The following is an 18,837-nucleotide window of genomic DNA, read 5'->3' on the forward strand; positions in this document are numbered from 1 at the left end:
GGCGCGGGACTGTATCCGATGTGCGGCTCCGCCGCGTGGGCGCGACCAGCCCCGACGGCGCCGCACCCGAAACCCGAGGCGGCCGCGATGTCCTCCCCCAGAGGGGGGACCCCCAGACCCCGCTGACACCGCGGCCGTCTCGTCATCACCGTTCTACGCACACTTGATCCCATGACCCCCTTACGCACCAAGGACGCCATGAGCCAGCAGCACTCCGCCATCGCCCCGGCACCGAACTCCGCCAAAGCCAAGCGCAGCGACTGGTGGCGGGACGCGGTGATCTACCAGGTCTATCCGCGCAGCTTCGCCGACAGCAACGGCGACGGGATGGGTGATCTGGAGGGCGTGCGGGCCAGACTCCCGTACCTGCGTGACCTCGGTGCCGACGCCGTCTGGCTCAGCCCGTTCTACGCCTCCCCGCAGGCCGACGCCGGCTACGACGTCGCCGACTACCGGGCCGTGGACCCCATGTTCGGCAACCTGCTGGACGCGGACGCGCTGATCCGGGACGCGCACGGGCTGGGGCTCAGGATCATCGTCGACCTGGTCCCCAACCACTCCTCCGACCAGCACGAGTGGTTCAGGCGGGCGCTGGCCGAGGGGCCGGGCTCGCCCTCGCGCGACCGCTACCACTTCCGTCCGGGCAAGGGCGAGAACGGCGAACTGCCACCCAACGACTGGGAGTCCATCTTCGGCGGGCCGGCCTGGACCCGGGTGGCCGACGGCGAGTGGTACCTGCACCTCTTCGCCCCCGAGCAGCCCGACTTCAACTGGGAACACCCCGCCGTCGGCGACGAGTTCCGCTCCATCCTGCGGTTCTGGCTGGACATGGGCGTGGACGGCTTCCGCATCGACGTCGCCCACGGTCTGGTGAAGGCGGCGGGGCTGCCGGACCTGGGCGGCGCCGACCAGCTCAAGCTGCTGGGCAACGATGTCATGCCGTTCTTCGACCAGGACGGCGTCCACGACGTCTACCGGCAGTGGCGGCATGTCCTCGACGAGTACGCCGGCGAACGCATCTTCGTCGCGGAGGCGTGGACCCCGACCGTCGAGCGCACCGCCAACTACGTCCGCCCGGACGAGCTCCACCAGGCCTTCAACTTCCAGTACCTGAGCACGGAGTGGGATGCCACCGAGCTGCGCGAGGTCATCGACCGCACCCTGGAGGCCATGCGCCCGGTCGGCGCCCCCGCCACCTGGGTGCTGTCCAACCACGACGTCACCCGGCACGCCACCCGCTTCGCCAACCCGCCCGGACTCGGGACCCAGATCCGCACGGCCGGCGACCGGGAGCTGGGTCTGCGCAGGGCGCGGGCGGCCACCCTCCTCATGCTCGCCCTGCCCGGCTCGGCGTACCTCTACCAGGGCGAGGAACTGGGCCTCCCGGACGTCGTGGACCTGCCCGACGAGGTCCGCCAGGACCCCGCGTACTTCCGCGGCGCCGGCCAGGACGGCTTCCGCGACGGCTGCCGGGTGCCGATCCCGTGGACGCGGGAGGGCTCGTCGTACGGCTTCGGGTCCGGGGGCAGCTGGCTGCCGCAGCCCGCGAACTGGGGCGAGCTGAGCGTGGAGGCGCAGACCGGGGCTGCCGGTTCGACGCTGGAGCTGTACCGCAGCGCGCTGGCCGTCCGCCGTGCCCAGCCCGACCTGGGCGCGGGCGACGCGGTGGAGTGGCTGCGCGCGCCCGAGGGTGTACTCGCCTTCCGGCGCGGGGAGTTCGTCTGCGTCGCGAACACGGGCCGGGAGTCCGTGACCACCCGGGCGTACGGCAGGGTGCTGCTCGCCAGCGGTGAACTGACGGAGGCGGACGGCGAGGCGAAGGTGCCGGCCGACACGACCGTGTGGTGGACCACCGCCTGACCGGCACCTGACGGGGCGTCACTCGGTAACTTCTTGCAGCAACTTCGCAGGGCCCGCTACCCAACCGGGTAGCGGGCCTTTAACATCTGCCCAACCGCAAGGTTTCAGCAACATTTCTGCAAGAGCTTCGGCAGAGCCTTCAACGACGAAGGAACCCCCACAGGGCACGTAAGACCCTCTCCGCCGCACCGGCCCTGGCCGCCTGTAGCGTTGTCATGGCCCCGACCGTGGCGGATGCCTCCCCGCCCGGCATCAAGGACGTCACCGCCGTCCTCTTCGATTGACATCCTCCCCTTCTTGAAAGACTCAAAAGAAGGGGATCCCAACCCGGGTGGGTTGAGGTTCACGGGCGTTCGAACGGCCGGTGGCCGCTGTCACCCCTCCGGCATGACACGGAAACCCTCGTGCACGGCGCATCGCCCTGACGGCGATGCGCCTACCCCTGTCCTGCTCCGCAGGCGCCCGCATTCGCCCCCGGCCCGAAGGCCGGGGCACCCTGCGAGGAAACGAGGTGGCGATCAACCACGAGGGCAGTGAGCTGACCCGGACCTGCCAGACGTCGCTGCCGACGGGCACGTACTGCAACGTGCAGCCCAACACGACGTGACGGTGAACGCCGACGGGCAGTTCACCGCCACCCTCGGCAGCAACACCGCCCTGGCGATCTACACGGGGAAGGTGACCTGCTGATCGCGACGGCGGTCAGGGAGTGACGTTGATGTGCCTGGCCAGCGCGGTGACGGAGAGGTCGGCGTGGTCGACCCACTGGGGGAACGCCAGCGTCTTGTGCCGGGTGGAGGCGGGCGGGGTGATCTCCAGGTAGGAGGCGTGCACCGCGCCCGAGGTGCCGGTGTTGGCGTGGGTCCAGGCGACGACGGCCTCGGCGCTCTGGCCGTCCTTGAGGACGAGGGTCTTCTTGCCCGGGTCCTTGGCGTACCAGGTGTTGCCCCAGTGCGTGTGGGTCGTGATCGCCCTGTGCCTGGAGTTCTCCAGCCCCAGGCCCGGGTAGCCGCGCAGCGCACAGGTCCTGCCGCTGAGGTTGCGCAGGGTGATGACGACCCCCTGGTGGTTCATCCCGCCGGCGAGCTGCCGGCCGAAGGTGGCCTTGAGCGCGGCGGCGGAGCAGGTCGGGGTGGCCTTGGCGGCGGCCGGGGTCGCGGCGTCGGCGGTGCCCGCCCAGACGAGGCCCAGGACGGCGAGGGCGGCCACGCCTCCGGCGAGCTTGGCGCGGCTGACCCCACGGCGGGCGCGGTGCCGTCCGACGGCACCCGGGTCGGAGGTGTCGGCGGGGCGGGTGTTCAGATCTTCGTTCACGGCGACGGTTCTCCACTCGTGTCCTGCGGCACGGGGCGCGGTGTGCGCCCCGTGCCGTCCTCTGGTGCTCTACACGAGGTTCGATGCACGATCTCGCGTATTTGTTCGCGCCGGGCCGAGGAACCTTTCCGGACCTACTTCCAGGTGTCGCTCGTCGTGTAGCCGGAGGAGGTACCGGTCGTGTACGAGCGGTTGGTGCCCGACTCCCAGGTCACGGTGCCGGAGCTGTCTTTTTTGATGAACTTGTACGCGAATGTGGTGCTCTTCGGGACGATCACCAGCTTGCTCCACGTCGGGTAGGACTCCGACGACAGCGGGATCGCGTCGCTCGTGTTCCAGGAGCCGAGGGAGGCGATGGAGCCCACGACGTAGACGTTGGTGCCCCAGGTGGTCGTGGCGTACTCGTTGAAGGTCACGTCCGTGGCGTCGGCGTTCGCCACGTTCCACGAGTTGTTCAGGGAGACCGCCGACGTGGTGGTCGTGGCGGACCTGTTGGCGTTGGATTCCCAGGTCACGTTCCCGGACGAGTCCTTCTTGATGTACTTGAACGTGAAGGACGTGTTGATCGGCACGCTCACCGCGCCCGACCAGATCGGGTACCCGGTGGACGAGAGCTGGACCGCCTTGGAGGTGTCCCAGCCGCCCAGGGCGTCGATGGAGCCGACCACGTAGACGTTGGTGCCGCTCGTGGTGGACGCGTACTCGTTGAAGGTCGCGGTCACCGTGGAGGTGGAGCCACCGCCGCTGCCGCCGTCGTCGCAGCCGACCGTGCAGGTGTAGGAGGAGTTGTAGAAGGCGACGGCGTCCTTCGCGGGGATCGTGATGCTCGCGTTGCCGCCGGAGACGGTGACCGTGGAGGCACCGCCGTCGATGACATCGGAGTACGTGCCGTCGGCCATGCCCGTCGCGAAGGTGTAGGTGGCCGACGACGAGCCGTTGTTGACGGCGAAGAAGCCGGCGCCGCTGCGGCCGAAGCCGATCACGTTCGACGACATGGTCTGCCAGTTGGAGACGGCCGCGCTGCCGGCCGCGTTGTGCCAGGCCACCATGCCGACCACGGCGGTGTCGCGGTCCAGGCAGTTCCAGCCGCTGGAGCAGTTGGTGTCGGTGACGAAGCCCGCGGAGTTCGGCGGCGCCTGGTCGCTCTGGGTCCACTGCCAGCTGGAGTAGACGGTCGGCGTCGACCACTTGTAGGCGAGCTCGAAGAGGTTGGCGAGCTTGTAGCTGTCGCCGTCCTTGTAGCTCATGTGCAGGCCGTTGCGCTCGGTGTCGTGGTTGGTCACGAAGGACACCGAGTTGGCGGCGGGCAGGATGCCGCTGCTGTCCAGGGAGGACAGGTCCGAGACGTTGCCCTGGAAGGCCGACTTCATCTTGCTCGCGTAGGTGAAGTCCAGGACGTCGCCGGAGCCGTAGTAGTCACTGGGCTGCGGGGTGGAGCCCGGGTAGATCTCGTCGAAGACGTACGGCGCCGCGCCGGACGTCGTGGTGTTCAGCCTGGCGACGATGGCCGCCATGTCGGTGGCCGGGATGTGCTTGGCCGAGTCGACGCGGAAGCCGTCCACGCCCAGCGCGATCTGCTTGTTGAGGAAGGCCGCGAGCCCCGAACGGACGTTGTCCGCACCGGTCTTGAGGTCGGGCAGGCCGAGCAGCTCGCAGTTCTGGACCTGGGTGAGGTTCGAGTAGTCCTGGATGGTGAGGTCGGAGGTGGGGCAGTCGGCGGAGGTGTGGTAGTCGCTCGGGTCCCAGTCCGGGGTGTCGTACTTGCTGGTGAGGGTGGTGCCGTCGTAGCCGGTGCCGGTCTGGGCGGCGGTGTGGTTGATCACCGCGTCGGTGTAGACCTTCACGCCCGCGGTGTGGCAGGCGGTGATCATCGAGGCGAACTGCGCGGCCGTCCCGAAGCGGCTGTTCAGGGTGTACGAGTACGGCTGGTAGACGTCCCACCAGTAGTAGCTGGACTGCTTGAGGGACTCGGACGGCGGGGCGACCTGCACCGCGCCGTACCCGGCCGGGCCGAGCACGTTCGTGCACTCGGACGCGATCGAGTTCCAGTTCCATTCCCACAGGTTGGCGATGACATCGCCCTTGGCGGTGGTGTCCGCCTGTGCGGCGGTGGCCGGCAGGGCGATGACGCCGGTGAGCGCCAGGGCGCCCACTGCGATCGCGACGGCCGTGCGTCTGAAGACACCCGGGGGCCGGTGTCCGTTCATGTGCGGCTCCGAAACAAGAGGGACAGGCTTCAACAACCCTGGAGCGTGGGCCAGTTGAGACATCGCGTCAATACGCCTCGTGAAAGTTCTTGCTGTGAGTTTCAAGCCTCTTGCTGTAAACCTTTCGTTAGCGGTACGGTCGCGCCGGGTCGGACCCAAGAGAGCCGCTATCGCTAGGAGTTCACACCGGTGATACATGTCAGACGGGTCGCGGCCGTCGCCGTCGCCGCCCTCGCCATCGCGCTCGTGCAGCCCGTCGCCGCACACGCCGCCGCCCCGCCCGCGCCGCCCTCCGACGCGAAGCTCGCCGCCGAGCCCGCCCGGCACGACGACACCCGGGAGCAGTTCTACTTCGTCATGCCGGACCGTTTCGCCAACGGGGACACCGGCAATGACAAGGGCGGTCTCACCGGCTCCCGGCTCTCCACCGGCTACGACCCCACCGACAAGGGCTTCTACCAGGGCGGCGACCTCAAGGGGCTGACCCGGCGGCTCGACTACATCAAGGGGCTCGGCACCACCGCCATCTGGATGGCGCCGATCTTCAAGAACAGGCCCGTGCAGGGGACGGGGAGCAACGCCTCGGCCGGCTACCACGGTTACTGGATCACCGACTTCACCCAGGTCGACCCGCACTTCGGGACCAACAAGGACCTGGCGACGCTCATCTCCAAGGCGCATGCCAAGGGGATGAAGGTCTTCTTCGACGTCATCACCAACCACACCGCCGACGTCGTCGACTACGAGGAGAAGTCCTACGACTACCTCTCCAAGGGCGCCTTCCCCTATCTGACCAAGGACGGGCGGCCCTTCGACGACGCCGACTACGCGGACGGGAAGAAGAAGTTCCCGGCGGTCTCCACCGCCTCCTTCCCGCGCACGCCGACCGTGACGAGCGACAGCAAGGTGCCGTCATGGCTCAACGACCCGACGATGTACCACAACCGGGGCGACTCGACGTTCGCCGGCGAGTCCGCGACCTACGGCGACTTCTCCGGCCTGGACGACCTGTGGACCGAACGGCCCGAGGTCGTGCACGGCATGGAGAAGATCTACGAGCGGTGGGTGAAGGACTACGCCATCGACGGCTTCCGGATCGACACCGTGAAGAACGTCAACATGGAGTTCTGGACCCAGTGGGCGACCGCGCTCGACACGTACGCGGCGGAGCACGGCCGTGAGAACTTCTTCATGTTCGGCGAGACCTACTCCGCCGACCCGTCCGTCACCTCCCCTTACGTCACCCAGGGACGCCTCGACGCGACCCTCGACTTCCCCTTCCAGGACGCGGCCCGCTCCTACGCCTCCCAGGGCGGCAGCGCCCAGAAGCTGGCGAGCGTCTTCGGCGACGACTACAAGTACACGACCGACAAGGCGAACGCCTACGAGCAGGTCACCTTCCTCGGCAACCACGACATGGGCCGGATCGGGTACTTCCTGGAGCAGGACAACCCGAAGGCCACGGACGCCGAACTGCTCGCCAAGGACGAACTCGCCAACGAGGTGATGTTCCTCAGCCGCGGCAACCCGGTCGTCTACTACGGCGACGAACAGGGCTTCACCGGCTCCGGCGGGGACAAGGACGCCCGGCAGACGATGTTCGCGTCGAAGGTCGCCGACTACCTGGACGACGACGAGATCGGCACCGAGCGGACCGCCGCCGACGACTCGTACGACCCGAGTGCGCCGCTCTACCAGCAGATCAGTGCTCTCTCCAAGCTGCGCGCGGCCCACCCCGCGCTCGCCGACGGCGTCCAGACCGAGCGCTACGCGGCCGACGGCGCCGGTGTCTACGCCTTCACCCGGACGGACGCGAAGACCGGCCAGGAGTACGTCGTCGCCTTCAACAACGCGGGCACGGCGAAGACCGCGAGCTTCGCCACCGGCTCCGCCGGCATGGGCTACCGCGCGCTCTACGGCACCGACGGCACCGTCACCTCCGACGGCGCGGCGAAGCTGACCGTCACCGTCCCCGCCGAGTCCGCCGTCGTCTACCAGGCGGCCGGTCCCCTGGCCAAGCCCGCCACCGCCCCGACGATCACCCTCCAGGCCCCGGCCGCCGGTGCCACCGGCACCGTCGACCTCACCGCGGACGTGACCGGCGGACAGCTGAACCGGGTCGTCTTCGCCGCCCAGATCGGCGACGGCAGGTGGACCACCCTCGGTTCCGCGGACCACGCCCCCTACAAGGTCACCCAGACCCTCGCCACGGACCTCCCGGCCGGTACCGCCCTGCGCTACAAGGCGGTCGCCGTGGACTCCGCCGGGCACACCGCCGACGCCCTGGCCGCGAGCACCAGCGGCACCCCGCCCGCCGCCGAGACACCCACCGCCTCCTCCCGGGACTACGCGGTCGTCCACTACAAGCGCGCCGACGGCGACTACGCCGACTGGAGCCTGTACGCCTGGGGCGACCTCGCCGACGGCGAGGCGACCACCTGGCCCGCCGGCCACGCCTTCACCGGCCGCGACGCGTACGGCGCGTTCGCCTACGTCAAGCTGAAGCCGGGCGCCACGAACGTCGGCTTCCTCGTCGTCGACAAGGACGGGAACAAGGACGTCTCCGCCGACCGCTCCATCGACGTCACCAAGACCGGCGAGGTCTGGATCGAGCAGGGGAAGGCGGACGTACTGACCCAGAAGCCGACCGCCGACTACCCCGCCCAGGACACCACCAAGGCGGTCATCCACTACCACCGCTCCGACGGTGACTACGACGGCTGGGGCCTGCACGTCTGGACGGGTGCGGCCACCCCCACCGACTGGTCGAGCCCGCTGCGGCCGGTGCGGACCGACGCCTATGGCGCGGTCTTCGAGGTACCGCTCACCGAGGGCGCCACCAGCCTCAGTTACATCATCCACAAGGGCGACGAGAAGGACCTCGCCGCCGACCAGTCCCTCGACCTCAAGTCCGACGGCTACGAGGTGTGGCTGTTGAACGGCCAGGAGAAGCACCTGCTCCCGCAGCCCGCCGGCAGCGCCGCCGCGCTCGACCTGACCACCTCCAAGGCGGTCTGGATCGACCGGGACACGGTCGCCTGGGACGGCGCCGACGGTGCCGCCTCCACCCAGCTGCTCTACTCCCACGACGGTTCGATCGCCGTCAAGGACGGGACCCTGAACAGCGACGACGAGCGCTGGCTGCGGCTGACGAAGACCACCCTCACCGACGCGCAGAAGGCGAAGTTCCCGTACCTGAAGGACTACACGGCCTGGTCCGTCGACCCGCGTGACCGCGGCCGGGTGCGCGAGGCGCTCAGCGGTCAGCTGGTCGCCTCCCAGCGGGCCGCCAACGGGGCGGTGCTGGCCGCGACGGGCGTGCAGATCGCCGGGGTGCTGGACGACGTGTACGCCAAGGCGACGACGGCCGATCTCGGCCCGGTCTTCCGCCACGGAGAGCCGACCCTCTCCGTCTGGGCGCCGACCGCGCAGTCCGTCGCCCTCGAACTCGACGGTTCCAAGGTGGCGATGCACCGTGACGCGGCCACCGGCGTCTGGTCCGTCACCGGTCCCAAGTCCTGGAAGAACAAGCCCTACCGGTACGTCGTGAAGGTCTGGGCGCCCAGCGTCCGGAAGATCGTCACCAACAAGGTCACCGACCCCTACTCGGTCGCCCTCACCGCGAACTCCGAGCGCAGTCTCGTCGTCGACCTCGACGACAAGTCCCTCGCGCCGGGCGGCTGGTCGACGTACACCAAGCCCAAGGCCGTCCCGATGAAGGACGCGCAGATCCAGGAGCTGCACGTCCGGGACTTCTCGGTGGCGGACTCCACGGTCCCCGCCGCGCACCGGGGCACCTACCTGGCCTTCACCGACAAGGGCAGCGACGGTTCGAAGCACCTCAAGGCCCTCGCGAAGGCCGGGACCTCGTACGTCCACCTGCTCCCGGTGTTCGACTTCGCGACCGTCCCCGAGAAGAAGGCCGACCAGGCGAGTCCCGACTGCGACCTCGCCTCCTACCCGGCGGACTCCGAGAGGCAGCAGGAGTGCGTGGCGAAGACGGCCGCCACCGACGCCTACAACTGGGGTTACGACCCGTACCACTTCACGGTCCCCGAGGGCTCGTACGCCACCGACCCGGACGGCACCGCGCGCACGGTGCAGTTCCGGAAGATGGTCGAGTCCCTGAACCAGGACGGGCTGCGGGTCGTCATGGACGTCGTCTACAACCACACGGCGGCCGACGGCCAGGCGGACACCTCCGTCCTCGACCGGATCGTGCCCGGCTACTACCAGCGGCTGCTCGCCGACGGCAGCGTCGCCGACAGCACCTGTTGCTCCAACACCGCTCCCGAGAACGCCATGATGGGCAAGCTGGTGGTGGACTCGATCGTCACCTGGGCGAAGGAGTACAAGGTCGACGGGTTCCGCTTCGACCTGATGGGCCACCACCCGAAGGCCAACATCCTCGCGGTCAGGAAGGCCCTGGACGCGCTGACCCCGAAGAAGGACGGCGTCGACGGCAAGAAGATCATCCTGTACGGCGAGGGCTGGAACTTCGGCGAGGTCGCCGACGACGCCCGCTTCGTCCAGGCCACCCAGGCGAACATGGCCGGCACCGGTATCGCCACCTTCTCCGACCGGGCCCGGGACGCCGTGCGCGGCGGCAGCCCCTTCGACGCCGACCCCGGCGTCCAGGGCTTCGCGTCCGGGCTCTACACCGACCCCAACTCCTCGACCGCCAACGGCACTCCGGCCGAGCAGAAGGCCCGCCTGCTGCACTACCAGGACCTGATCGAGGTCGGTCTGACCGGCAACCTCGCCAAGTACCGGTTCACCGACAGCGACGGCGAGGAGGTCACCGGCGCGGAGATCGACTACAACGGCTCGCCCGCCGGATACGCCGACGCGCCCGGCGACGCCCTCGCCTATGTCGACGCCCACGACAACGAGTCACTGTTCGACGCGCTGACGTACAAACTGCCCTCCGGCACCTCCGCGGCCGACCGGGCCCGGATGCAGGTCCTGGCGATGGCCACGGCCGCCCTCTCCCAGGGGCCGTCGCTCTCCCAGGCCGGCACCGACCTGCTGCGCTCCAAGTCCCTGGACCGCAACTCCTTCGACAGCGGCGACTGGTTCAACGCCATCCACTGGAACTGCGCCGACGGCAACGGCTTCGGCCGCGGGCTGCCGACGGCGGCCGACAACCGGTCCAAGTGGTCCTACGCCAAGCCGCTGCTGACCTCGGTGAAGGTCGGGTGCCCCCAGATCGACCGGGCCTCGGCCGCCTACCATGACCTGCTGCGGATCCGGACGACCGACAAGGCGTTCTCGCTGGGCACGGCCGCGCAGGTGCAGTCGGAGCTCTCCTTCCCGCTGTCCGGGACGGCCGGGACGCCCGGGGTGATCACGATGCAGGTGGGCGACCTGGTCGTGGTGTTCAACGCGAGCCCGCAGCGGCAGGAGCAGCGGGTGGGCACCCTGGCCGGAACCGGTTACCGGCTGCACCCGGTGCAGGCCGCGGGCGCGGACTCCGTCGTCAAGTCGGCTTCGTACGCGCGGGAAACGGGTACGTTCGAGGTTCCGGGCCGCACGGTGGCGGTGTTCTCCCGGACCAAGTGACCGTGGCCTCAAGTCGGTGGGGCGGGCCCGGCACCGGGTTCCGCCCCACCGGCGCTGTCCAGGGGCTGGGAGAATGGACGTCAACGGCAGGCTGGCAGGCGTGACCGTGCTGGTCGTGGACGACACGGCCGCGAACCGGTACGCGATCGGCACCGTGCTGCGCCGGGCCGGCCACGAGGTCGTCGCGGTGACCGGCGGCCACGAGGCGCTCAGCGAGCTCGACGTACGGCGGCGCAAGGGCCGGCTGCCCGATGTGGCCCTGATCGACGTGCACCTGCCGGACATGAGCGGCTTCGAGCTGTGCCGCCGGGTCAAGGAGCGGCCGCACATGGCCGGGCTGCCCGTCGTGCACTTCTCCGCCGCGCTCACCGTCGCACCCGACGACCGCTGCCCCGGGCTGGACACGGGGGCCGAGGCCTTTCTGACAGTGCCCGCCGAACCGGCGGACATCGAGGCCGCGGTCCGGTCCGCGGTCCGCGCCGCCCGGCTGCGCGCCGACGACCAGGCGCTGGTACGGCGGCTGCGGCTGCTGGCGGAGACCATCGTCACCATCCAGGCGGCCCGCTCGCCGCACGAACTCGCCGACGCCGCGGCGGACGGCGCGGCCCGGCTGCTGGGCTGCCCCGCGGCCGTCTTCGTCCTCGACCAGGACGACGAGCTGTACCGGGGCCTGTGCCGGGAGCGCACCTCCCTCGTGCTGCCCGGCGAGGACGCCGACCGGACCGTGCGCGACCTGCTGCGGCGGCTCACCCGGGGGCAGTCCGGGGTGCGGATCACCACCGTGCCGTCGCCGCTGTGGCCCGCGGGGTTCTTCCGGCCCGGAGTGCAGCACGACGCCCGGCTGGCGCTGGTCCTCACCCAGGACGGCAAGGCGCCGGTCTGCCTGGCCGCGCCCGCCCGCGGGCTGCGCCGGGTCGGCCCCGAGGGCGAGGCGCTGCTGGCCCAGCTGGCCCAGGCCACCGCGCTGGCGGCCGAGCCCCTGCTCATGTACCAGGTGGAGCGGCATGTCGCGCTCACCCTCCAGCACAGCTTCCTGCCCCGTCCGCACCGGCTGCCCGAACTGCCGGGCGTCGACATAGCGGTGCGGTACGTGCCCGCCTCCCAGGAGACGGAGATCGGCGGCGACTTCTATGCCGCGCTGCGGGTAGGCGACGGCGTGCTCGCCGCGGTGGGGGACGTGGTGGGGCACTCGCTGGACGCGGCCACCGTCATGGTCGAACTCCGGCACGCGCTGCGCGCCTACTGCCTGACGGAGAGCGACCCCGCCGCCCTCGCCGAACGGCTCGACCAGGTGCTCCAGCACTACCACGCCGATGTCACGGCCACCGTCTGCCTGGCCCTGATCGATCCGGCGACCGGGCGGACCCGCATCGCCAACGCGGGACACATCCCGCCGCTGGTCCTCGGGGAGGACGGCAGCGCCGAGTACGTCAAGACGTCCGGCCCGCTGCTCGGGGTGGGCCTGCCCCATCCGCCGCCCACGGAGCTGGTCCTCGCCCCCACCGACCGGCTCCTCATGGTCACCGACGGCCTGATCGAGACCCGGGGCACCGACCTCGCGGTGTCGATGGAACACCTCCGGGCCGCCGCCGGCGGCGCCCTGCCCGGCCTGGAGGCCCTGTGCGACACCCTCCTGGCCTCCTTCGGCCACCAACGCGAGGACGATGTCGCCCTGCTGGCACTGAGCCTGGCGGACGGGCTCCAGCGGCGCGGCCGCGGCCTGCCGGGCTGACCGCACCGCCGCCGGTCCCCGCGCTTGAGCCTTTTTTGACCGCAATGCCGTTTACTCGGGTATTGGGCCGGTCCGCTGCTGCGGCTGCCGGCGCCCGGCCGCCATTCCCTGGATCGCCGCTGAACTGCCAACTCGCCTAATCTGCAACGGATTTGAAGGTGAAGGATCAAGGCAGGCCGATGGCCGGCATAACGGAACCGAGCGGAACCGAGCGGAAACGCGCGGAAGCGGGCGTAATCGAAAGGTGAGAACGAAGCGGGGCTGGGCATTCCGGGTCGATGGCGTTCGCCGTGGCCATGGTTGTCACTACTCGTGGTCAATTCCCGGCCGGACCGGAATCGCGGGCCGGTCGGCAATGAAGGAGAGGCCGGCCCGCCCCGCCGTAGAACACGCGGGATCGACTGGGAAGGCTGGGGTCGGCGTGTCACCGCGGGTCTCCTGAATCACTCCTTGTCACCGGGATTTGATTCGGATTTAATGGGTGCACACTGTTTCTTTTTCCGAGGTGCGGTCCGGGCTGCCGTCGAACGCCTGGATTATTTTCCGGCGCGGTCGCGTTTATACGCCTCTATTCGCGCCGGACTGCGCCGCCTATTGCCGCTGCAACACCGTGCGCTCACCGGATCAAGTGACGCCCGGCTGGCGCGTGTTGTACGTTTCTTCTCACCGAAGGCCTATTCCAACCAGCGGTTCTCGCCGTTGAGAGGGACACGCATGACGAGCCACGCAACCGAAGTCGATCTCGAAATTCTGCTCCGCCGCGCGTTACAGACCACAGGCGCCGGCGCTCGTTGGACGACCGACGCCGACGAGATGTGGTGCCGCCTCACGCACCAGTCCGGAATGCGACGCCGGCAGGGCTGGAAATTGCACGTTTCCGCGACGGCGGCCTCCGCGCCGGAAGTACTTGAGAAGTCCCTTGACGTACTGCTGCGCGAGGAGTCGGGATTCAAGTTCGTCCGGTCGCTCGAACAGGTGAGCGCGCTCAATTCCCGCGCCAAGCCGCGAGGGAGCTCGGGCAAGTTCATCACCGTATACCCGTCCTCCGACGACGTCGCGGCGCGACTGGCGCTGGCGCTGCACAGGGCCACGGCGGGGCTCGCCGGCCCCCGGATCCTGTCCGACCAGCCCTATGCCCCGCACAGTCTGGTGCACTACCGCTACGGCGCCTTCGTCGGCCGGCGGCGGCTTTCGGATCAGGGCCTGCTGGTCTGGTTCATCGAGGACCCCGACGGAAATCCGGTGGAGGACAAGCGCACCGGACAGTACTCCCCGCCCCCCTGGGCGGTCAGCCCCTTTCCCGCCGCGGTGCCGCTGCCACCGCGACAGGAGAAAGCGGCGGGCAGCCCGGTACTGCTCGGCGGCCGGTTCTCGGTACGGGAAGCCATCCGGCACACCAACAAGGGCGGTGTCTACCGGGGTACCGACGTCACCACGGGCGCACCCGTGGTGATCAAGGAGACCCGGCCGCACGTCGAGGGCGACGCGTCCGGCGCCGACGTCCGTGACTGGCTGCGGGCCGAGGCCAGGACGCTGGAGAAGCTCAAGGGCACGGGACTGGCGCCGGAGCCGCTCGCGATGTTCGAGACGGGCGGGCACCTGTTCCTCGCCCAGGAGGAAGTGCCGGGCGTGCCCCTGCGCAACTGGGTCGCCGAGCGCTTCCGGGACGCCGGCAGCGAACAGTACCGGGCGGACGCGCTCGCCCAGGCCGAACGCCTGGTGGCGCTGGTCGCGGCGGCCCACGCCCACGGCTGCGTGCTGCGGGACTTCACACCCGGCAACGTCATGGTCCGCCCCGACGGCGAACTGCGCCTGATCGACCTGGAGCTCGCCGTCCTGGAGGACGACGTCCCGCTCCCGACCAGGGTGGGCACCCCGGGCTTCAGCGCCCCCGAGCGCCTGGCGGACGCTCCGGTCTCCCGGACGGCCGACTACTACAGCCTCGGCGCCACCCTGTGCTTCGTGCTCGCCGGGAAGGTACCGAACCTGCTGCCCGAGCAACCGGAGACCAGGCCCGCGCAGGAGCGGTTCGCCGAATGGCTGGCCGCCTGCGCCGAAACGTTGCGGCTCCCGGACGGCCTGCCCGAGATGATCCTCGGTCTGATGCGGGACGATCCCGGCGAGCGCTGGGACCCGGCCAGGGCGCGCACGGCGCTGCGCGAGGCGGACCCGGCGCGGCCGGGGCATCCCGCCGCCGGGCCGGCACGGACGGACGGTCCGGGTGGTCCCGATGATCCGGACGCGGTGACGCGGGCCGCGGTCACCGGGATGGTGGACCACCTCGTCGACTCGATGACCCCGGACGACGGTCCCCGGCTGTGGCCCGTGTCCGTCCTGGCCGGGGAGACCGACCCCTGCACCGTGCAGCAGGGCGCGGCAGGTGTACTGGCGGTCCTGACCAGGTACTTCGAGCTCACCGGCGACCCCCGCCTGCCGGACCTGATCTCCACCGCGGGCAACTGGATCATGGCCCGCACCGACACCCGCTCCATCCGGCCGGGCCTGCACTTCGGCGGCCGCGGCATCGCCTGGGCGCTGTACGACGCCGGACGCGCCGTCGAGGACCGCGTGCTCACCGACCACGCGTTGGCCCTGGCACTGGCTCCGCCGGAACCGACGCCCAGTCACGACATCACCCACGGCTCCGCCGGCAGCGGACTCGCCGCCGCCCACCTGTGGCGCCGTACCGGTGACCCGCGCCTGGCCGAGCTGGTCGTCGACGCGGCCGACCGGCTGGCCGCCGCCGCACAGCCCGAGCCGTCCGGCGTGAGCTGGCCCGTCCCCGCGGAAGCCGTTTCCGAAGAGGCCGGCAAACGCTACCTGGGCTTCGCGCACGGATCGGCCGGCATCGGCAGCTTCCTCCTCACCGCCGCCGCCGTCTCCGGCAGGCCGGAACACCTGGAGCTGGCCACGGCGGCGGGAGAGCACCTGGTGGCCAACGCCGTGCTGGTGGGCCGGGCGGCCCAGTGGCCGGCCCAGGCCACGGACCCGCCCACGGCCCCGTACTGGTGCCACGGCTCGGCGGGCATCGGCTCCTTCCTGGTCCGGCTCTGGCAGCGGACCGGGGACAAACGATTCGGCGATCTCGCCCGCGGGGCCGCCCACGCCGTCACGGAGCGCGCCTCCCGGTGCGCCCTCGCCCAGTGCCACGGGCTGGCGGGCAACGGCGACTTCCTCCTCGACATGGCCGACGCCACCGGGGAGCCCGCCTACCGGGCGATGGCCGAGGACCTGGCCCGCCTCATCGTCTCCGAACGGGCCCACCGCGACAGCCACGTCGTCTTCCCCAACGAGTACGGGGACGTCTCGACGAGCTGGAGCGACGGCTCCGCAGGAATCCTGGCGTTCCTCCTGAGGACCCGCCACACCGACTCCCGGCACTGGACTGTCCAGCAGCCGGGCTGAGCGGCAGGAAATCCCCTGTCGCAACCGCTCACAGAAGGAGAATGTCATGGAGAACCAGGCCCTTGAGCTGCTGGCCCAGCTGCACGCCCTTCCGGAGACCGACCCGGTCGACTTCGACGGAGCATCGTTCTCGGGCACGTGTGCGTGCGTCGGCCTGCTGACGCTGCTCAACACGGTCTGTGTGGGCATCAGCTGCGCCTAGCCCAGTAACTCCGGCCGGTGGCCGCCCTCGGGCGGCCACCGGCCGGAGCCAGTTGCCGCTGCGGCCGGCAGGCCCGCGGAAGACACCGTGGACGAGGACCCGACCATGCAGCCACCTGCCGCCGACGACGCTCGCACCCGGACAGCCATGCCGACCACCGCCGTCACGGACCCGGACACCGCGCGGTCCGCCGCCCGGCCCGGGTACGCCATCAGCACCCGCGGCCTGGTCAAGAGCTACCGGGGCCCGGACGGAACGACCACCCACGCCGTGCGCGGCCTGGACCTGGACGTGCTCGAAGGCGAGACCTTCGCCTTCCTCGGCCCCAACGGCGCGGGGAAGTCCACCACCCTCGCCCTGCTGTGCGCGCTGGCCCGGCCCACCGCCGGACACGCCACGGTGGCGGGCGCCGACGTGCTCAGCCGGCCGGACCGGGTCCGCGCCGCGGTCGGCATGCTCTTCCAGCACAGCGCCCTGGACCCGGACCTGACGGCCGAACAGAACCTGTACATCCACGCCCGTCTCTACGGACTGCGCCGTCGGCACGCCCGCCCGCGCGTCACCGAGATGCTGGAGACGGTCGGGCTGGCCGAGCGGCGGCGGTCCCCGGTGCGCACCCTCTCCGGAGGCATGCGCCGCCGTCTGGAACTCGCCCGCGGCCTGCTGCACGCGCCCCGGGTGCTGTTCCTCGACGAGCCGACCACCGGACTCGACCCGCACGCCCGTGCCCAGGTCTGGGAGCACCTGCGCCTGCTGCCCGACCGGCACGGCTGCACGCTCTTCGTCACCACCCACTACCTGGAGGAGGCGGAGAACTGCGACCGCCTCGGCATCATCGACCACGGCCGGCTCGTGGCCGAGGGCACGCCCGGCGCGCTGAAGGCCGCGATCGGGGACGACCGGGTGGTGCTGCGCACCGACGACGACGTGGCGGCACGACAGGTCGTGGGCCGGACCGCACCGTCCGGCCACGCCGTCACCCAGGACGCCGAGGGGGTGTCCCTGCGGGTGCCCGACGGCAGCGCCTGGATCCCCCGGCTGTGCGTGGCGCTGGCGGGCCACGGCATCGCCGTGCACGCCGCGTCCGCGACGCCGCCCACGCTCGACGACGTCTTCTTCCACCACACCGGCCGCAGCATCCACGTCCCCCGGACCCACCGGGCACCGGCAGCGACCGAGGAGGCCCCATGACCGCACCCGCCCGCCCGGCCCCGGACGCCTCCGCCACCCCTGACGACCCCGGCGGCACCGGCACCGGCATCGGCACCGACCGCGAGCCGGGGACCCGGCTGCGCCGTGAACTGCGCGCGGTCCATGCCCTGGTCCACCGCGATCTGCTGCGTCTGTCGGTACAGCGCGTCCACACCGCCCTGATGCTGCTCCAGCCGGTGCTCTACCTCTTCGTCCTGGGCGGCGGCCTGGCCGCCCTCATCCCCGACTCGTCGCTGGGGGTCGGCTACCAGGCCTACCTCTTCCCCGGCATGCTGATCATGACGGTCCAGGCGCCGGCCATCATCGTCGGGATCCGCCTGATCACCGACCGGCAGAGCGGCTACCTGCGAGAACTGCTGATGACCCCGGTCAGCCGGTCCACCCTGCTGCTCGGCAGCTGCGCCGGCGGCACCCTCGTCTCCACGGTCCAGGGCGCCGTCCTGCTCGGCCTGGGCGGCGCCGTCGGCCTGCCCTACGACCCGCTCCTGCTGGCACTGCTCCTCGCCGCCCTGATCCTGGCCTCCTTCACCATCACGGCCCTGTCCCTGCTGCTGGCCGTGAGCCTCGACCGGCCCGAGATCTTCCAGATGCTGCTCGGCCTGGTGATGATGCCGCTGCTCTTCCTGTCCGGCGGATTCTTCCCGCTGGCGAACCTGCCGGGCTGGGCCCACACCCTGTCCGCCGTCAATCCGCTCGCCTACGGAGTGGACCTGCTGCGCCGCTGCATCGCGCTGCGGGTGCCGCACCAGACGACCGCCGTGGGCATCGAGTGGGCCGGCCGACAGCCTCCGCTGCTCCTGGAGGGAGGTCTCCTGCTGGCCGGCGGAGTCCTCGCGCTGTTCTGGGCGGCCCACCGCTTCGGCCGCCCCGAGTGAGACCTAGGCTGGGCCCCAGTTGCCGTAGAAGCAGAAGAGGAGCCCTCATGCCGCAGATCACCGTCGACCACACCGCCGTGGCGGACACCGCCTTCGACCGGGCCGGCTTCGCCAGGGCCCTGCACAGCACCGTGGTCGAGATCGCGGCGGCCAGGCCCGAGGCCTGCAAGACCCTGTTCCGCGCGGCCGACGAGACCGCCTTCGGCCACGACACTGACGGGGCGCATGTCATCGTGCACATCACCTTCGGCCTGCTCGCCGGCCGCACCGACGAGACGAAGGCGAGGCTGACAGAGGCGGCCCTGGAGCTGCTGCGGGACCATCTGAAGCCGGAGGGGGCCGTGCTGCACGCGTCGGCGGAGGTGCGGGACCTGGATCCTTCGTACCGGAAGTACGAGGGCTAGGACCGGGCCGTCGTTCGGCTGCCGCGCCGTCGTGGCCGATCGCGCAGTTCCCCGCGCCCCTTAC

At 70.6% G+C, this 18,837-nt stretch carries 10 protein-coding genes and 1 pseudogene; 9 read left to right on the forward strand and 2 right to left on the reverse strand.

All coding sequences use genetic code 11. The features are described 5' to 3' along the window. Window positions 1–198 precede the first annotated feature (198 nt). Entirely contained in the window at window positions 199–1,860 is a 1,662-nt protein-coding gene (locus IEZ11_RS01035) for a glycoside hydrolase family 13 protein (protein ID WP_189261089.1), read from the forward strand. A gap of 508 nt (window positions 1,861–2,368) precedes the next feature. Further along, window positions 2,369–2,550 (forward strand): annotated as a pseudogene (locus tag IEZ11_RS01040) (alpha amylase C-terminal domain-containing protein); the annotation flags it as partial. A gap of 12 nt (window positions 2,551–2,562) precedes the next feature. Here IEZ11_RS01040 and IEZ11_RS01045 read toward each other — a convergent pair. Next, entirely contained in the window at window positions 2,563–3,174 is a 612-nt protein-coding gene (locus tag IEZ11_RS01045; RefSeq protein ID WP_229712762.1) for a DUF4232 domain-containing protein, read from the reverse strand. 134 nt (window positions 3,175–3,308) lie between these two features. Beyond that, window positions 3,309–5,381, reverse strand: coding sequence for a carbohydrate-binding module family 20 domain-containing protein (locus IEZ11_RS01050; protein ID WP_189260587.1), 2,073 nt, complete (start codon window positions 5,379–5,381; stop codon window positions 3,309–3,311). 189 nt (window positions 5,382–5,570) lie between these two features. Here IEZ11_RS01050 and pulA point away from each other — a divergent pair, with 189 nt between their 5' ends. From pulA to IEZ11_RS01085, 7 genes are all read left to right on the forward strand, one after another. After that, the gene (pulA, locus tag IEZ11_RS01055) at window positions 5,571–10,943 is read left to right on the forward strand and encodes a pullulanase-type alpha-1,6-glucosidase (protein WP_189260588.1); all 5,373 of its coding nucleotides are present in this window, start codon (window positions 5,571–5,573) and stop codon (window positions 10,941–10,943) included. Between the two features lie 73 nt (window positions 10,944–11,016). Next, a complete protein-coding gene (locus tag IEZ11_RS01060) occupies window positions 11,017–12,675 on the forward strand; it encodes a fused response regulator/phosphatase (protein ID WP_189260589.1) in 1,659 nt (552 codons plus the stop codon). Between the two features lie 714 nt (window positions 12,676–13,389). Continuing rightward, on the forward strand, window positions 13,390–16,080 hold the full coding sequence (lanL, locus tag IEZ11_RS01065) for a class IV lanthionine synthetase LanL (protein WP_189260590.1): 2,691 nt from the start codon (window positions 13,390–13,392) through the stop codon (window positions 16,078–16,080). Between the two features lie 46 nt (window positions 16,081–16,126). Next, window positions 16,127–16,282 carry a VenA family class IV lanthipeptide gene (locus IEZ11_RS01070; protein ID WP_189260591.1) on the forward strand — a complete coding sequence of 52 codons (156 nt, stop codon included), beginning with the start codon at window positions 16,127–16,129 and terminating at the stop codon, window positions 16,280–16,282. Window positions 16,283–16,429: 147 nt separating this feature from the next. Then, the gene (locus IEZ11_RS01075) at window positions 16,430–17,473 is read left to right on the forward strand and encodes an ATP-binding cassette domain-containing protein (RefSeq protein ID WP_189261091.1); all 1,044 of its coding nucleotides are present in this window, start codon (window positions 16,430–16,432) and stop codon (window positions 17,471–17,473) included. Further along, window positions 17,470–18,369 (forward strand): ABC transporter permease, encoded by a 900-nt coding sequence (locus IEZ11_RS01080; RefSeq protein WP_189260592.1) that lies wholly within the window; start codon window positions 17,470–17,472, stop codon window positions 18,367–18,369. The genes IEZ11_RS01075 and IEZ11_RS01080 overlap by 4 nt, the downstream gene beginning before the upstream one ends. A gap of 47 nt (window positions 18,370–18,416) precedes the next feature. Then, on the forward strand, window positions 18,417–18,773 hold the full coding sequence (locus IEZ11_RS01085) for a 5-carboxymethyl-2-hydroxymuconate Delta-isomerase (protein WP_189260593.1): 357 nt from the start codon (window positions 18,417–18,419) through the stop codon (window positions 18,771–18,773). Window positions 18,774–18,837 lie beyond the last annotated feature (64 nt).

This window comes from Streptomyces fuscichromogenes, assembly GCF_014645815.1.
In the GTDB taxonomy this organism is placed as follows: domain Bacteria; phylum Actinomycetota; class Actinomycetes; order Streptomycetales; family Streptomycetaceae; genus Streptomyces; species Streptomyces fuscichromogenes.

Coding starts and splice junctions, on each gene's coding strand:
- IEZ11_RS01070 (WP_189260591.1), top strand. CDS start 16,127: ATGGAGAACCAGGCCCTTGAGCTGCTGGCCCAGCTGCACGCCCTTCCG.
- IEZ11_RS01085 (WP_189260593.1), top strand. CDS start 18,417: ATGCCGCAGATCACCGTCGACCACACCGCCGTGGCGGACACCGCCTTC.
- lanL (WP_189260590.1), top strand. CDS start 13,390: ATGACGAGCCACGCAACCGAAGTCGATCTCGAAATTCTGCTCCGCCGC.
- IEZ11_RS01060 (WP_189260589.1), top strand. CDS start 11,017: ATGGACGTCAACGGCAGGCTGGCAGGCGTGACCGTGCTGGTCGTGGAC.
- IEZ11_RS01075 (WP_189261091.1), top strand. CDS start 16,430: ATGCCGACCACCGCCGTCACGGACCCGGACACCGCGCGGTCCGCCGCC.
- IEZ11_RS01050 (WP_189260587.1), bottom strand. CDS start 5,381: ATGAACGGACACCGGCCCCCGGGTGTCTTCAGACGCACGGCCGTCGCG.
- IEZ11_RS01035 (WP_189261089.1), top strand. CDS start 199: ATGAGCCAGCAGCACTCCGCCATCGCCCCGGCACCGAACTCCGCCAAA.
- IEZ11_RS01080 (WP_189260592.1), top strand. CDS start 17,470: ATGACCGCACCCGCCCGCCCGGCCCCGGACGCCTCCGCCACCCCTGAC.